Annotated in this window: 11 protein-coding genes; 8 read left to right on the top strand and 3 right to left on the bottom strand. The window is 36.8% G+C overall.

From position 1 onward, the window contains the following. Window positions 1-58: 58 nt before the first annotated feature. Complete coding sequence (locus ELS83_RS12665; protein WP_171595928.1) at window positions 59-577, bottom strand: nitroreductase family protein; 519 nt, start codon at window positions 575-577, stop codon at window positions 59-61. 170 nt (window positions 578-747) lie between these two features. On the opposite strand from ELS83_RS12665, the gene ELS83_RS12660 reads away from it, so the two are divergent. The 7 genes from ELS83_RS12660 to ELS83_RS12630 all read left to right on the top strand — a co-directional run bounded on the left by ELS83_RS12660 (window position 748) and on the right by ELS83_RS12630 (window position 10775). Continuing rightward, window positions 748-1776: a carbohydrate-binding family 9-like protein gene (locus ELS83_RS12660; protein WP_216616532.1), complete on the top strand. Its 1029-nt coding sequence runs from the start codon at window positions 748-750 to the stop codon at window positions 1774-1776. A 288-nt stretch (window positions 1777-2064) separates the two neighbouring features. Continuing rightward, the gene (locus ELS83_RS12655; protein ID WP_171595927.1) at window positions 2065-5247 is read left to right on the top strand and encodes a TonB-dependent receptor; all 3183 of its coding nucleotides are present in this window, start codon (window positions 2065-2067) and stop codon (window positions 5245-5247) included. Window positions 5248-5349: 102 nt separating this feature from the next. After that, a complete protein-coding gene (ggt, locus tag ELS83_RS12650; protein WP_171595926.1) occupies window positions 5350-7053 on the top strand; it encodes a gamma-glutamyltransferase in 1704 nt (567 codons plus the stop codon). 478 nt (window positions 7054-7531) lie between these two features. After that, the gene (locus tag ELS83_RS12645) at window positions 7532-8062 is read left to right on the top strand and encodes an NUDIX hydrolase (protein WP_171595925.1); all 531 of its coding nucleotides are present in this window, start codon (window positions 7532-7534) and stop codon (window positions 8060-8062) included. After that, complete coding sequence (locus ELS83_RS12640; RefSeq protein WP_171595924.1) at window positions 8062-8829, top strand: hypothetical protein; 768 nt, start codon at window positions 8062-8064, stop codon at window positions 8827-8829. The genes ELS83_RS12645 and ELS83_RS12640 overlap by 1 nt, the downstream gene beginning before the upstream one ends. Then, window positions 8819-9853: a glycosyltransferase family 9 protein gene (locus ELS83_RS12635; protein WP_171595923.1), complete on the top strand. Its 1035-nt coding sequence runs from the start codon at window positions 8819-8821 to the stop codon at window positions 9851-9853. Before ELS83_RS12640 ends, ELS83_RS12635 begins: the two co-directional genes overlap by 11 nt. A 13-nt stretch (window positions 9854-9866) precedes the next feature. After that, on the top strand, window positions 9867-10775 hold the full coding sequence (locus ELS83_RS12630; protein ID WP_171595922.1) for a glycosyltransferase: 909 nt from the start codon (window positions 9867-9869) through the stop codon (window positions 10773-10775). A gap of 82 nt (window positions 10776-10857) precedes the next feature. Here ELS83_RS12630 and ELS83_RS12625 read toward each other — a convergent pair whose 3' ends face one another. Further along, window positions 10858-11658, bottom strand: coding sequence for a glycosyltransferase family 2 protein (locus tag ELS83_RS12625; RefSeq protein ID WP_171595921.1), 801 nt, complete (start codon window positions 11656-11658; stop codon window positions 10858-10860). Between the two features lie 311 nt (window positions 11659-11969). On the opposite strand from ELS83_RS12625, the gene ELS83_RS12620 reads away from it, so the two are divergent. Then, window positions 11970-13100: a CDP-glycerol glycerophosphotransferase family protein gene (locus tag ELS83_RS12620; protein WP_171595920.1), complete on the top strand. Its 1131-nt coding sequence runs from the start codon at window positions 11970-11972 to the stop codon at window positions 13098-13100. Between the two features lie 25 nt (window positions 13101-13125). On the opposite strand, the gene ELS83_RS12615 is transcribed toward ELS83_RS12620, so the two are convergent. Continuing rightward, a complete protein-coding gene (locus tag ELS83_RS12615) occupies window positions 13126-13851 on the bottom strand; it encodes an SDR family NAD(P)-dependent oxidoreductase (protein ID WP_171595919.1) in 726 nt (241 codons plus the stop codon). Between the last annotated feature and the right edge of the window lie 20 nt (window positions 13852-13871).

The following is a 13871-nucleotide window of genomic DNA, read 5'->3' as shown; positions in this document are numbered from 1 at the left end:
AAAAAAAAGCTTGTGAAAAACACGGTTTCCACAAGCTTTACTTTTATAATATTTGCCTTTAGAATTTATTCCAGTGAATTTTTTCTTTCATCAGGAATGATTCATCTCTGCCTTCTTTCTCACCATCCTTCTTTCCCAAACCAATAATGGCCAATACCTTCTGGTTTTCTGGAATTTGAAGTACTTCCCTGATGTAAGCTTCCGCCAACTGATCTTCGTCGTATTTTCGTTCTCTGATTTGCACCCAACAGGCACCCAGATTTTCCTTTTCTGCCTGAAGCAACATGTATGCGGCAGCAATGGAACAATCTTCTATCCACACATCACTTTTTTCCTCATCGCCGGTAATTACTATCGATACAGGTGCATATTTTAAGAAATTGGCACCACCGGGTTTGCTTGCAGCCAAATTCTGATTAAGCTCAGCTTGATCGCAAACAATAAACTCACATGGATATTTGCTTTTTGACGATGGAGCCAGTAGGCCTGCATGTAAAATTCTTTCGATTTTTTCTTTTTCTACTTCTTCAGATGTAAACCTTCTTACACTTCTTCTTTTGTATAATATATCAAGCATGGTAATTTTCTTTTAAATCATTTCAAAAATAAAAAATATAAACTAAACCTGTTTAGTTTTAAGGGTACAGAAATCGTATGTTCTAAATACATCTTTCTATGGCAATGTCTCATGACAGAGAAGAGAAAATATTCATTATTTTTATCCTAAATCTGATAAAAAATAGACTTATGAAGCGCTTTTTCTCAATGTTTTTGATACTTGTTGCCTTTGGTGTTTGTGCACAAGATTATCCCGAATCTTATATGTGTTTTAAAACCAATACCGAAATGAAAATTGATGGTTTGCTTTCGCAGGAAGAGTGGGGAAAAGCAAAGTGGTCAAATAAATTTGTAGATATTGAAGGAGATGCCAAGCCCAAGCCTACCTATAAAACCAGGGTAAAAATGCTGTGGGATGAGGACTACTTTTATATCGCAGCGGAACTTGAGGAACCTCATATTTGGGCCAAACTAAAGCAAAGAGATACCGTGATTTTTTACGATAACGATTTTGAGGTTTTTATTGATCCGCAAGGAGATAACCACAACTATTATGAGTTTGAGGTAAATGCCTTAAATACCATATGGGATTTGTTGATTGCCAAGCCATACAGAGATGGTGCTCCAGCCATTAATGCCTGGGATATTAAAGGGATGAAATCGGCTGTAAAAGTTTATGGTACGCTTAACGACCCTTCGGATAAGGATAAAAAATGGTGCATCGAAATGGCATTTCCATGGCAGGTGCTTAAAGAATGTGCCTACCAGGGAAGAAAGCCAAAATCGGGGGAGCAATGGAGAGTGAACTTTTCCCGTGTGAACTGGGATATTGAAATTGTAGATGGAAAATATCAGAAAAAAATCAATCCAGATACTGGCAAAGCCTATCCCGAGCACAATTGGGTGTGGTCGCCACAAGGGGTAATAGCTATGCATCAGCCAGAAACCTGGGGGTATGTAGAGTTTTCGGACCAGGCTGTTGGGGAAAAATCGATGTCTCCCAAAAAAGATTTGGATTATCCTACAAAGAAGGAGTTGATAAGGCTGTACTATCTAGAGAAAAAAATGTTTAAAAAGTATGGCAAGTACTTCGATAAGATTACTTCGGATCATGAGATTAGCATAGAAACCACCAGCAGACAATTTTTAATATCCATTAAAGGTGAAAGTGGAAAAAACTGGTACATCAATCAGGAAAGCAAAATTTGGTCGGAATAATCGAAATGCTACAAATATTTTTCTGGATTTGAATTAAAAAAAATACATATAACAGTATGTAAATTTTGAACTTATACTTAAGATAAGTTCATGTCTTGTAATGCGCTGATTTCTTTAACAAATTTTAACATTTTTGTTTTTGAAAAATCTACAAATTGAACAATAAGATAATCCTAGAAGCCTCTATTGTGTTGATTGTTAATAAATTTGCTTAACAGACCTTTAGGTTTGTTTTTCGATTTTTTCTATTTTTGAGGCCTACCTAATTATAATCTAATCTTTGTTCAAATGAAGAAATTAAAATTTTTATTTCTTGTAATGGCATTGGCAGCCTATTTGCCCAATGCCTTTTCACAGGGGGTAACAACTTCGTCTATGCGCGGAAAAATTGTTGACCCTCAGAATGTACCAGTTTTTGCGGCAACTGTTGTGGCAACACATACACCAACAGGTACACAATATGGTACCATTACGCAAGATGATGGCCGATTCGATATTCGAAACATGAAAATTGGTGGGCCTTACACTGTAACAGTTACTTTTATTGGTTATAAAGAAACCAAGCAGGAGAACATCTACTTGCAGTTGAATAAATCTGCGGAAATCAATTTAATTCTTCACGAAGACAATGTTCAAATTGATGAGATCACTGTTGTTTACGATAAAAACGATGTGATCAGTCAGGACAGAACAGGTGCACAAACCAATGTGAATCGTGAAAGAATTGCTGCTTTACCTACCATCTCCAGAAGTCAGTCGGACATGACCAGGTTAACTCCTGAGTCGGATGGAAACAGCTTTGGTGGTAGAAACAACTTGTACAACAACTTCTCACTGGATGGTTCGATTTTCAACAACTCCTTTGGATTGGATGTTGCAACTCCTGGAGGTCAGGCCGACGCTCAGCCAGTTTCGCTGGATGCAATCGATCAAATCCAGGTATCTCTTGCTCCATTTGACGTTCGCGAGGGTGGTTTTACCGGAGCTGGTGTAAATGCTGTAACAAAATCGGGTACCAACGAATTTAAAGGTTCTACCTACTATTATTTCCGTAACGAAAATATGATTGGAGATAAAGTAAGTGGACTGAAAGTTGAAAATCTTGATTTTAGCACCAAGCAATATGGTATTAGTCTTGGAGGTCCAATCATTAAAAATAAATTGTTCTTCTTCGTGAATTACGAGCAGGAAAGAAGAGATCAATTGGCTCATGGTTTTGTTGCCGATAACGGATCGAATACTGGAAACTCAAATACAACCAGCGTTTCGGAAGCTGATGCAATTGCAGTTCAGCAACACTTGATTAACCGTTGGGGTTACGATCCGGGAGCTTACCAGGGATACAATCATGAAACTTCTAACGATAAATTCCTGATTAAACTGGATGCAAATTTATCCAGAAAACACAATATGGTAATTCGTTACAACATGTTGGATGCCTGGAAAGATATTCTTCCTCACCCTGAGGCAGTAGGTGGTCGTGGACCAACAAGTTTCCGTCTGCCTTTCGAGAACTCATCCTATCGAATTTTTAATAAAATTCATTCGGTGGTTGGAGAATTGCACTCTATGTTCTCAAGTAAAATATCAAACAAGTTAATGGTTGGTTTTACCGCTTTCCGCGATAAGCGTAATCCTCATTCAGAACCATTCCCAGTAATTGATATTCTTGATGCAAGTGGAAATGTAGCATTAACAGCTGGTTCTGAAATGTTCTCTACTCACAACCGATTGAACCAGGATGTATGGCAAATTTCCGATAACCTGACTTACTATTCAGATCGTCATGCCATTACGGTTGGTTTTAACTATGAAAGATTCAAGTTCGAAAACTCGTTTAATTTATTCTACTATCCTTGGGTTACAGCATTTAGTGCTCAGAACTTCCTGGATGATAACTTTGCTTATTTCGTAGGAAACCCTACTAATGATCTGAATCAGGATGTTACAGATGCGAACCAGAATGCATATGCATGGTCGGATGTTGATGTGGCACAAATCGCGTTTTACGCCCAGGATGAATTCCAGGTAAACGACGATTTAAAATTGACTCTTGGTTTGCGTGTAGATCTTCCTAAATACTATAATGATATTCCACAAGACGAAGCTACCAACAGAGGTAGAGACTTCGACGGATGGGTTGATGAAAAAGGAAACTCTGTAAGACTGGATCCTGCAACCTGGCCGGATTCAAAAGTAATGTGGTCTCCAAGATTTGGTTTCAACTGGGATGTAAAAGGCGATAACACCATGCAATTGCGAGGTGGATCTGGTATCTTTACTGGTCGTATCCCATTTGTATGGTTAGGAAACCAATCGTCGAATGCGAGAATTGATGCAGGTTATGAATTCCAGTTAAACGCTACGGCTGATAATTTCAAATTCCCACAAGTTTGGAAAAACAATGTGGCTATGGATATGAAATTTGGCGATGGTTGGTTGGCAACTGTTGAGGGAATTTATTCGAAAGATGTAAATGCTGTAGTTCATAGAAACTATAACATGCTACCTCCAACAGGTCAGTTAACGGGTACTGGTGACAACCGCCAGCGATTCGCAGGTTTTAACGAAGTAAATATTTATTCTGCAGATCCAGGTTCTGAAGCCTTTCTTGATGCTGGTGCCATTGTAATGGATAACACAAGTAAAGGATATCAATTTACAATGACAGGTAAATTGGCCAAGAAATGGGATTGGGGACTATCGGCAGATGTGGCCTATACCTATTTGAACGCAAAAGATTTAACCTCTATTCCTGCAGAAATTGCTGCAGATGCTTTCCAAAGAAATCCTGTTGTAGGCAATCCTAACAACCCTGCTTACTCATGGTCTCGTTACGGATTAAAGCACAGAGTTATTGCTTCTGCAATGTATAGAGTGAACTATGGTAAATTTGCTTCTTCGTTTGCAATGTTCTACGAAGCAGGTAAAGGAAATCGTTATTCTTATACCTACACAGGCGATGTAAACGGCGATGCAATTAGCAATAATGACCTGATTTATGTTCCGAGAAACTCTGCAGATATCAACTTTGGTACACTGGATGGTAGTGGAAATGGTATTGAAGCTGCTGATGCAGCTGAACAATGGGCGGCATTAGATGCTTTCATTAGCCAGGATGATTACCTGAAAGATCGCAGAGGACAATATGCCCAAAGAAACGGTGCAATGTTACCTTGGTACGGACAATTAGATTTCCGTTTCATGCAGGATTATAATTTTGAAGTTGGAGGCAAGAAGAATACACTTCAATTCTCAATTGACGTTCTGAACTTAGGAAATATGATTAGCTCTGATTGGGGAGTTCGTCAGTTTGCAACTACAACTCGTCCAATTACAGTTAACGGAGTTGACAATAACGGTACACCTTGGATGCAGTTCGATAAGAACCTACAGGATTCATACATTGATGATGTTTCTGTAAGATCGAAGTGGCAGTTACAAATAGGTTTGCGTTATATTTTTAACTAAAATCATTTCAGATAAATATAGAAAGCGGTTGCAATTGCAGCCGCTTTTTTTGTATACATAAGTTGATCTTTTCTATCTTTATGCTTCACAAACTTAAAACCCATGAAGCTAAACAAAACTCTTACGGTACTTCTTGCTATGATATTCTTTGTAGCATGTACCCAACCTAACAAATCGAAGTCGGAAAATGCTTTTAAGAATGGCGTTGTAGTTACAGCACATTTTGTAGCGTCCGAAGTTGGAAATGAAATTTTACAAAAAGGAGGCAATGCTTTCGATGCAGCAGTTGCTGTGCAATTTGCCCTGGCGGTGGTATATCCTAGAGCCGGGAATATTGGTGGAGGAGGTTTTGCTGTAATTCGAACTGCCGGTGGCGAAACAACGAGTCTGGACTTTAGAGAAAAAGCACCAAAAACAGCATCGGAGAAGATGTATTTAGATAGTAAGGGAAATGTTATTGAGGATTTGAGCGAAACTGGTCATTTGGCAGTAGGAGTTCCCGGAAGTGTTGATGGAATGGTAAACTTGCACAAAAAATATGGCAAATTGAATTGGGAAGATCTTGTTCAACCATCAGTAAAATTAGCCAGGGAAGGTGTTCGCTTAAGCAAACTGGAAGCTGAGAAACTGAATGCCTACAGGGAGAGAATTTACAAAGTAAACGCCAATAAAGAGGGCTGTTGCTATGTGCGCAAATCAGATTTTGAAGAAGGAGAGTTGATTGTTAACACCGAATTGGCTGAAGTATTAGAACGAATTAAAGAGGAAGGCAGAAGCGGTTTTTATGAAGGAGAAACCGCCCAGCTTATTCTAAACGAAATGCAAAAAGGAAAGGGTTTAATTTCTAAAGAAGACTTATTGCAATATGAGTCTGTATGGCGCCCTACAATCAATGGAAAATATCGCGACTGTAAAATCATTTCAATGCCTCCTCCTTCGAGTGGTGGAATAGCCTTGATTCAATTGTTAAAGGGAGCAGAGAAATTTAATTTCAGTCAATATGAGTTTGGATCATTTGAACACATTCATTTAATGGTAGAGCTGGAAAGAAGAGTATATGCAGATAGAGCAACCTGGCTTGGCGATCCCGATTATTGCTGTGTACCATGCGAAAAACTATTGAGCAATGAATATTTAGATGAAAGATTTTCGGATATCAGTCTAGAAAAAAAATCGGATTCTCAGGATATAAAAGCCGGAAATGTTGAAATTATTGAAAGCTTTGAAACAACTCATTTTTCGGTGGTAGATCGTTGGGGAAATGCAATTGCAATCACTACGACTTTAAACGGGAATTATGGCAGTAAGGTAATTGTAGCCGGAGGAGGATTTTTCCTGAACAACGAAATGGATGATTTCAGCATTAAACCTGGAGTTCCTAATCAATATGGTTTGGTAGGGGGAACGGCCAATGCCATTCAACCCGAAAAAAGGATGTTGAGCAGTATGACCCCAACAATTATTGAAAGAAATGGCAAGCTTTTTATGCTTACCGGATCACCGGGAGGCTCAACAATTATTACCTCGGTATTTCAAAATGTGATAAATGCCATTGAATTTGAAATGTCGCCACAGGAGTGTGTGAATGCAGCAAGAGTTCATTCACAATGGCTACCCGATAAAATATATGCCGAAAAGGATTTATTAACTGATTCGGTCAGAAATCAGCTGATAAAAGCGGGTCATAAAATTGCCGATCAGTCCAGGATTGGTATGATGGCAAATATCTCCGTAAAACCAGGAGAAATACGAATTGGAGCGGCCGATACACTTCGACACAAGGATAGCAAGGCAAGTGGATACTAAAAACAAAAGAGGCATTTCATTTCGAAATGCCTCTCTTTATATATGGTATTTGGGTTAGAATCAAAATTAATGGGAGGCCTGGATACCTTGTTCAAGTAAAATTAGCGACCATTTGATTTGAATAAGATATAAGCTTTTTTTCGTCAGGATATTTGATTGTTAAGCTTAGCCCTACCCATTGTTATTTGCTTCGGCACTAAAAGTAATAAGATTTTGGTATAATCAAAGTCTTGCAATCGATTTAAAAGGTAATTTGGGATTAATCCAAATAAGCTCGAACACTAAATTTGAGTACTGTTTTGGCAAGAATAATTCACGATGTTTATCGATTTCTGTTAAAATTAAGGACTGAATATTGGGAAAGAAATCACAATAAGTTAGATTTGCTTTTTCTTTGTATGCCTGAATTTATTAGGATAGATGAATTTTAGGTTGTGCAGTCAAGTTAACATTCTGTTCCACAGTAACAAACTTAATTATGAGTCCAACATTTCCGCAAAAAGTAATAAGATATTGTCCTAAATGTGGGAGTATCGATTTTAATTTTAATAGGGATAACTCCTTTTTGTGCGGTATATGTTCGTTTCACCTGTACATTAATTCAGCTGCAGCGGTTGCTGCCTTAATTGTAAATGAAGCAGGAGAGTTGTTGCTAACCCGCAGAGCCATCGAGCCACAGTTTGGTATGCTCGATTTGCCAGGGGGCTTTGTAGACGTAATGGAAACAGCGGAGAACGCAATACATAGAGAAATAAAGGAAGAATTAAATCTAAAGATCAGGGAGATGAATTATTTTATGTCATTTCCAAATGAATATGTCTTTGGTGGTTTATCGGTTTTCACAACAGATTTGGCTTTTATCTGCCAAATCGATTCTTTTGAGAGCATACAAGCCAAAGATGATATTTCTGCTTTCGAATTTTATCAGCCAGAAGAAATTCCATTGAATGAGATTGGTTCTGTGTCGATGAAAGAAATTGTGAAAGCTTTTGTAAATTCAAAGCAATAATGAGAATAGTACTTAACCCTAAATATAAATCGCTGGAATCTTTTGTGAAAAATTTGCCTGAAAACTTTGAAAATACAGGTGAGTCGATTTACAAAGGAAGAAACGAAATAAAGGTTTTCCATTGCAATGGGATAAAATTGAATGTGAAGTCTTTTAAAATTCCACATTTGATTAACAAAATTGCCTATGCCTGGATTAGGGGATCGAAGGCAAAGCATTCATTTGAGTATGCCATGAAAATGATCCGCCTGGGAGCTGATACACCAGAGCCTGTAGCTTGTGTTGAAACTCTTAAAAATGGATTGTTTAATAGAAGTTATTATGTGAGTATTCATCATGAATATGACTTTACCATTCGTGATTTAATAGGATTTGAGTTCCCGGATAAGGACAATATACTGAAATATTTTGCTGAATATACATATCAGAAATTACACAAAAACAGCATTCACCATTTGGACTATTCCAGAGGTAATATCCTGATATCAAAAAAAGAAGATGGATATGGATTTAGTGTTGTTGACATTAATAGAATGAAGTTTGAGAAGATGCCTTATCTTAAAGGGCTTAAGAATTTTTCTCAAATATGGGCAAGTGAAGAGGAGTTAGAGGTTGTGGCGCGAGAATATGCCAAACTGAATGATAAAGATGAAGAGGAAGCCGTAAGACTATTAATCCAGTTTGATAAGGAGCACAAAGCCAAAATTAACAAGAAACTGGCTTTGAAAGCAAAACTACGAAACTCGAAAAAAAGCAATGGGCAATAAAAAACCATTACATAGCGCAAATAAAATTATTATCAGACTTCCTAATTTTCTGGGTGATTCGATTATGGCTACCCCTGCAATACGCTTGTTGTTAGAGAATTATCCAAATGCAAGTCTGACCCTGGTTTGTAAAGCTCCAATAAAGGATGTTTTTAAGAAATTACCCAATCTGGAAAGAGTAATTATTGACGATACAAAAAATGGTGGAAATAGAATTTTTAAAGCCATTCGTTTAATCAAAGAAATAAGAAAAAATAAATACGAGCTTGGAATTCTCTTTCAAAATAGCCTTGCCAATGCCATTATATTTCGCTTCTGCAGAATTCGAAACTTAGTGGGCTATAAAAATGATCTTCGAGGCATTCTTTTAGATAGCTCATTTGTATTGGATCGCAATATTCACTATATCAATAGATTTGCTGGTCTTGTAAATAATTATCTTAATAATAAATTCAAAAAGTTACCGGCTCTTCGCGTTTGGAATGGAGGAGAGGTTAAAAAATGGGATTTTGACAATAATTTACCGGTAATTGCCTTGAGCTTAGGAAATGATGCACAGATGAATCGTGCCTATCCCCAAAAGCTGTCCTGGGAATTAATTCAGCAATTGGTAAAGAGCAGGCGATACAATTTGGTATTTGTTGGAGATGCAAAAGATGCAGAAAGGAACAATGAGTACGAATCTAATTTATCTGTTGAAGATAAAAAATATGTGAGAAATTACTCTGGCAAAACCGATGTGGATACTCACATTAATCTTATCAAGGCAGCAGATGCTTTAATTACTGTTGATTCCTCCGGAATGCACATCGCTGCAGCGTGTAATATCCCATTTATAGTTTTATTAGGACGTTCAACCAGTCCGTTTTGCACGGTTCAACCCAAAGTGGATTTTGGCAGATTTCTAAAGAATGAAAACAGTTTAATTGAAGTTGATAAATTTATATCTCAGATATCACCGACTCAAATAATACATGAATTATCGTTGATAGTGCATAAGCAGAAAGAAGAAGTTTTACCCTAAAATCACACCCCCTATGAAAGTTTGCGGATTTACAATTGTTAAGAATGCAGTTAAGTATGATTATCCGGTATTGGAATCGATAAAATCGGCTTTGCCATTGGTAGATAAATTCGTAGTTGCCCTTGGGGATAGCGATGATGAAACTGAAGAATTAATTCGCAGCATTCAGTCAGATAAAATTGAATACATCTATTCGGTTTGGCCTACCAATAATAAAAATGGTCACTTTTTAGGCGATGAAACCAATAAAGCTTTAGATCGCATTAGCGATGATTATACCTGGTGTCTTTATCTTCAATCCGATGAGGTACTTCATGAAGATGACTATTCGGAAATCAGGGAAGCCATGGAAAAATACAAAGATGATTTAGAAGTAGATGGATTCTTATTCAATTGGAAGCATTTTTGGGGAAGTTACGATTACCTGGCTTACGGACGAAAGTGGTATCGCAGGGATACCAGAATCATTAGAAACAACAAAAAAGTGCGTTCGTGGCACGATGCACAGGGCTTTCGAAAAGTTGATGGAGAAAAACCAATAGGTGTTCCATTAAAGGCTTTTGTATATCATTATGGATGGGTACGATCGCCTAAACTGATGAAGAAAAAGGTAAACAATTCGCTTTGGAACAAGAGATTCTGGGGAAAAGGAAAGGTACAGGAAAGCGAATTCGATTTTAGTAGGGATTATGATTGTGTGGTGGAATATGATGGAATACACCCTTCGGTAATGACAGATCGCATGAAGCAAATCGACTGGAAAGTCGATATCAATCCCAAAATAAAAAACTACAAGTCGAAAGAGCGATTTTTAATGTGGTTTGAGAGAATTAGCGGACATCGATTATTCGAAAATCAGCATTTTCATGTTTATGGAAAGGGTAAAAGATCATCTAATTTTTGGGATGAGCCTTTGTTTTAATTCACCCAACAGATGTTCTCATTATTGAGCAAAAGACATAAAAAAAGCGCTTCCTTGGAGCGCTTTTTTAATTCTATTTACTTTATAAATACTGGTCAATTCCTTTTGGGCAATGAGCTAGTTTATTGTTTTTACAGTCGTAATACATGCTTTTGTTTTTGGCAGAAAAAGCACGTGAACTTTTTGGATGCCATAAATGATATTGAAGAGCCATCATCAATAATGTTGTTTTTTTAACTCCTGAATTCATCAATCTTTCCACCATTTCAATGTCTTCATATCCCCAGCCTACAAAATCTTCGTTGTACCCATTTATTGCAACCATATCCTTTTTCCAATAAGCCATATGACATCCCACATTCCCTTTTCTGGAGGTATTGTTTCGTTTATTTCTGTATAAAGGTGACAGGGCAGGAATTCTGAAAAATCTTTTTCTTTTTTTGATATTAAATAGGTTTAAACCAATATCAGAAGGACCTGCCACCAGTTTTTCGGTTTTAGATTTTAATACAAAACACCTGTTGCCACACACAAATTGCTTTTCTTGAACAACACTTAGGTGATCTTCGATAAATTGAGGGTGGAGCATTACATCTCCATCGAGCTGAAGGATATAATCAGAACTAACCGCAGCTATTGCTTTATTTAAGATTCTGCACCTTTGGAAGCCATCATCCTCCTGCCATACATGTTTCAATTTACAGCTGAACTTTTCTCGGTATGAATCAATCAACTCTTTTGTGTCTTCCTTCGATCCGTCATCACCAATTACAATTTCATCAGGCTGAACAGTTTGCTTAAGAATGCTTCTAAAAACCAGGTCTAAAAATTTTGGGCTATTGTAGGTGGTAATTAAAAGTGATACGCTAATATTTTTATTCATATGCGAATGTAATTCTGTTAAATACAATTTATGTTTGTCGTGTTAAAGCTTGCAAATATAAGTGATTTATTAATTAATAATTCCAATCTCAAAATTTAATTATTAAACTCCGCAAGCCTTCTATAAATAACTTATCGAGACAGTTTCTTAATTTAAAATCCGATTGAATTAAGGCCATAGAGCAATAAAAAGGAAACAAAAATGTAATATATTCAATCAGTTGTTTATCTTTGGGCCGATCCGACTACTTATGAATTTAATACTGAATGCTTTGTAGAAAGATCGCTTACTTACAACTAATTAACGTATTTATGAGTGTGACAAAGTATTTTGCAGTGTTTTATACTGAGCAAATTTACTTTTTGCCACAATTTTTACCTGTGGCTAAAGAGTTGCAAAGGCGAGGCTTATCATATTTAATTGTTTTGAAGGGAACTACCAGTAGAGACATCTTTGATCAGAACAGTAAAATTGTAAAGATATGCGAACTTGAGAATCAGCCTTTTCAACTTGGAACAAAAGGATTAGAGAATGCAAATGTTGAATATCTAATATGTGGGGGAGATGAACACCCAAATGTTGATATTTCGTACAAAAAATCAGTTCTAATTGTTCATGGTATTGGAACCAAATTAAGTGCTTTTACCGAAGAGAAAAATAAATTTGATATTCGATTTGTTGAAGGAGATTTTCGTTTAAGAAGATTGAATGAACTCTACCCCGATGCAAAAACCATATGGGAGAATGTTGGTTTTTCAAAGCTGGATGATGTTTTGGCATACAAACCTGGTGAAATTAAGAAACTGTATAATCATTACGGTTTAGACCAGAACAAAAAGACGATTCTTTATGCTCCTACCTTTTATCCAAGCTCTTTGGAAAAAATGCCTGATAACTTTCCTGAGCAATTTAAAGACTATAACCTGATTATTAAACCTCATTTCTTCTCTTATATTCGCAAAAAATATAAGAACCAAAGAAGAAAGCTGGAGCATTGGGCTAAGTATGATAATGTTTATGTGGCTGGATTCGACGATTACAATATTGTACCATTTTATGCATTGGCAGACCTGTTGATTTCTGATGAGTCTTCGGTGGTATTTGAATTTGCAGCATTGGATAAACCTGTGATTCTGAATCGTTTCTTGAAATTACGACTTACATATAGATTATTTGGACAACGTAAGTTCAAGAAAAGAATGGAACCAGCTATGGATCAGTTTCGAAATTTGGGCGAGAACATCTGGCGTTATAAAGACCTAAAGGCAGCTGTTGAAGAGGAATTAATAAATCCTTGTAACTACAAGGATCGAAGAGCAGAATGTACTCATGAAATTATTGGCCCTGTAGACGGAAAGGTGTCGGTTCGAATGGTGGATTTATTGGAAAATCTTCATTCGATAAATGCATCTAAGATGAAGCAACATGAAATAAGAGCATAAAAAAAGAGGGTTTAGCCCTCTTTTTTTATGCACTGCAATATCCACCATCCATTTGAATTATTTGTCCGGTTAGATATTGATTATTCGTGATGTGCCAACAGAGTTCGGCAACTTCATTTTCTTCTGCAAATCTGTTCAGGGCAATTTTTCCTTTTATCTTATCTCTCAACCAGTCAGGCTTATCTTTTTGCCAATCTGTATCTACAAAGCCTGGAGCAATGGCATTGATTCGAATCTGATCTTTCGACAGAAATTTAACCATGTTTTGCACCAAGGAGTGGATTGCACTTTTGCTGACACCATAGGCAATAGAAACCGAGTGTGGGATATTTCCTAGCATCGAACCTATAAAAACGATGTTGGAACCATTCGTCATTTTCTCTTTTAGTTCCTGCATTAAAAAGAATGGAACATTTAAATTGGCATTGAAAACTTTCATCCAATTCTCAATCTCTATTTCTCCATAAAGGGATCTATCGGTTAGGCCTGTATTAAAAACCAAAAGGTCTATTTGTGGCAAAATCTCGCTAATTTGATTGCCTACTTCTTTTATTTTCAGTACATCCGACAAGTCTGCCTTTAAAATTTCAAAACGACCTTGGAAGTCGACATTCAATTCTTTTCTTAAGGCATTTGAAGCTTCTTCTGAATTCGAGTAATTGAATAAAACGAAATATCCTTCCTTTAAAAGTTTTACACCAATTGCTTTTCCGATTCCTTTGGTAGAACCGCTAACAAAAGCGTATTTCATATGCTGTGTATTATGAGGTG

It is taken from the genome of Marinifilum caeruleilacunae (assembly GCF_013141825.1).
GTDB lineage: Bacteria > Bacteroidota > Bacteroidia > Bacteroidales > Marinifilaceae > Marinifilum > Marinifilum caeruleilacunae.
Note: the sequence above shows the minus strand (reverse complement) of the source record. Positions and strands in the feature narration are given on the sequence as shown.

Excerpts from the sequence above, each read along its gene's own strand:
- ELS83_RS12665 (WP_171595928.1), bottom strand. The coding sequence starts at position 577 with ATGCTTGATATATTATACAAAAGAAGAAGTGTAAGAAGGTTTACATCT.
- ELS83_RS12660 (WP_216616532.1), top strand. The coding sequence starts at position 748 with ATGAAGCGCTTTTTCTCAATGTTTTTGATACTTGTTGCCTTTGGTGTT.
- ELS83_RS12655 (WP_171595927.1), top strand. The coding sequence starts at position 2,065 with ATGAAGAAATTAAAATTTTTATTTCTTGTAATGGCATTGGCAGCCTAT.
- ggt (WP_171595926.1), top strand. The coding sequence starts at position 5,350 with ATGAAGCTAAACAAAACTCTTACGGTACTTCTTGCTATGATATTCTTT.
- ELS83_RS12645 (WP_171595925.1), top strand. The coding sequence starts at position 7,532 with ATGAGTCCAACATTTCCGCAAAAAGTAATAAGATATTGTCCTAAATGT.
- ELS83_RS12640 (WP_171595924.1), top strand. The coding sequence starts at position 8,062 with ATGAGAATAGTACTTAACCCTAAATATAAATCGCTGGAATCTTTTGTG.
- ELS83_RS12635 (WP_171595923.1), top strand. The coding sequence starts at position 8,819 with ATGGGCAATAAAAAACCATTACATAGCGCAAATAAAATTATTATCAGA.
- ELS83_RS12630 (WP_171595922.1), top strand. The coding sequence starts at position 9,867 with ATGAAAGTTTGCGGATTTACAATTGTTAAGAATGCAGTTAAGTATGAT.
- ELS83_RS12625 (WP_171595921.1), bottom strand. The coding sequence starts at position 11,658 with ATGAATAAAAATATTAGCGTATCACTTTTAATTACCACCTACAATAGC.
- ELS83_RS12620 (WP_171595920.1), top strand. The coding sequence starts at position 11,970 with ATGAGTGTGACAAAGTATTTTGCAGTGTTTTATACTGAGCAAATTTAC.
- ELS83_RS12615 (WP_171595919.1), bottom strand. The coding sequence starts at position 13,851 with ATGAAATACGCTTTTGTTAGCGGTTCTACCAAAGGAATCGGAAAAGCA.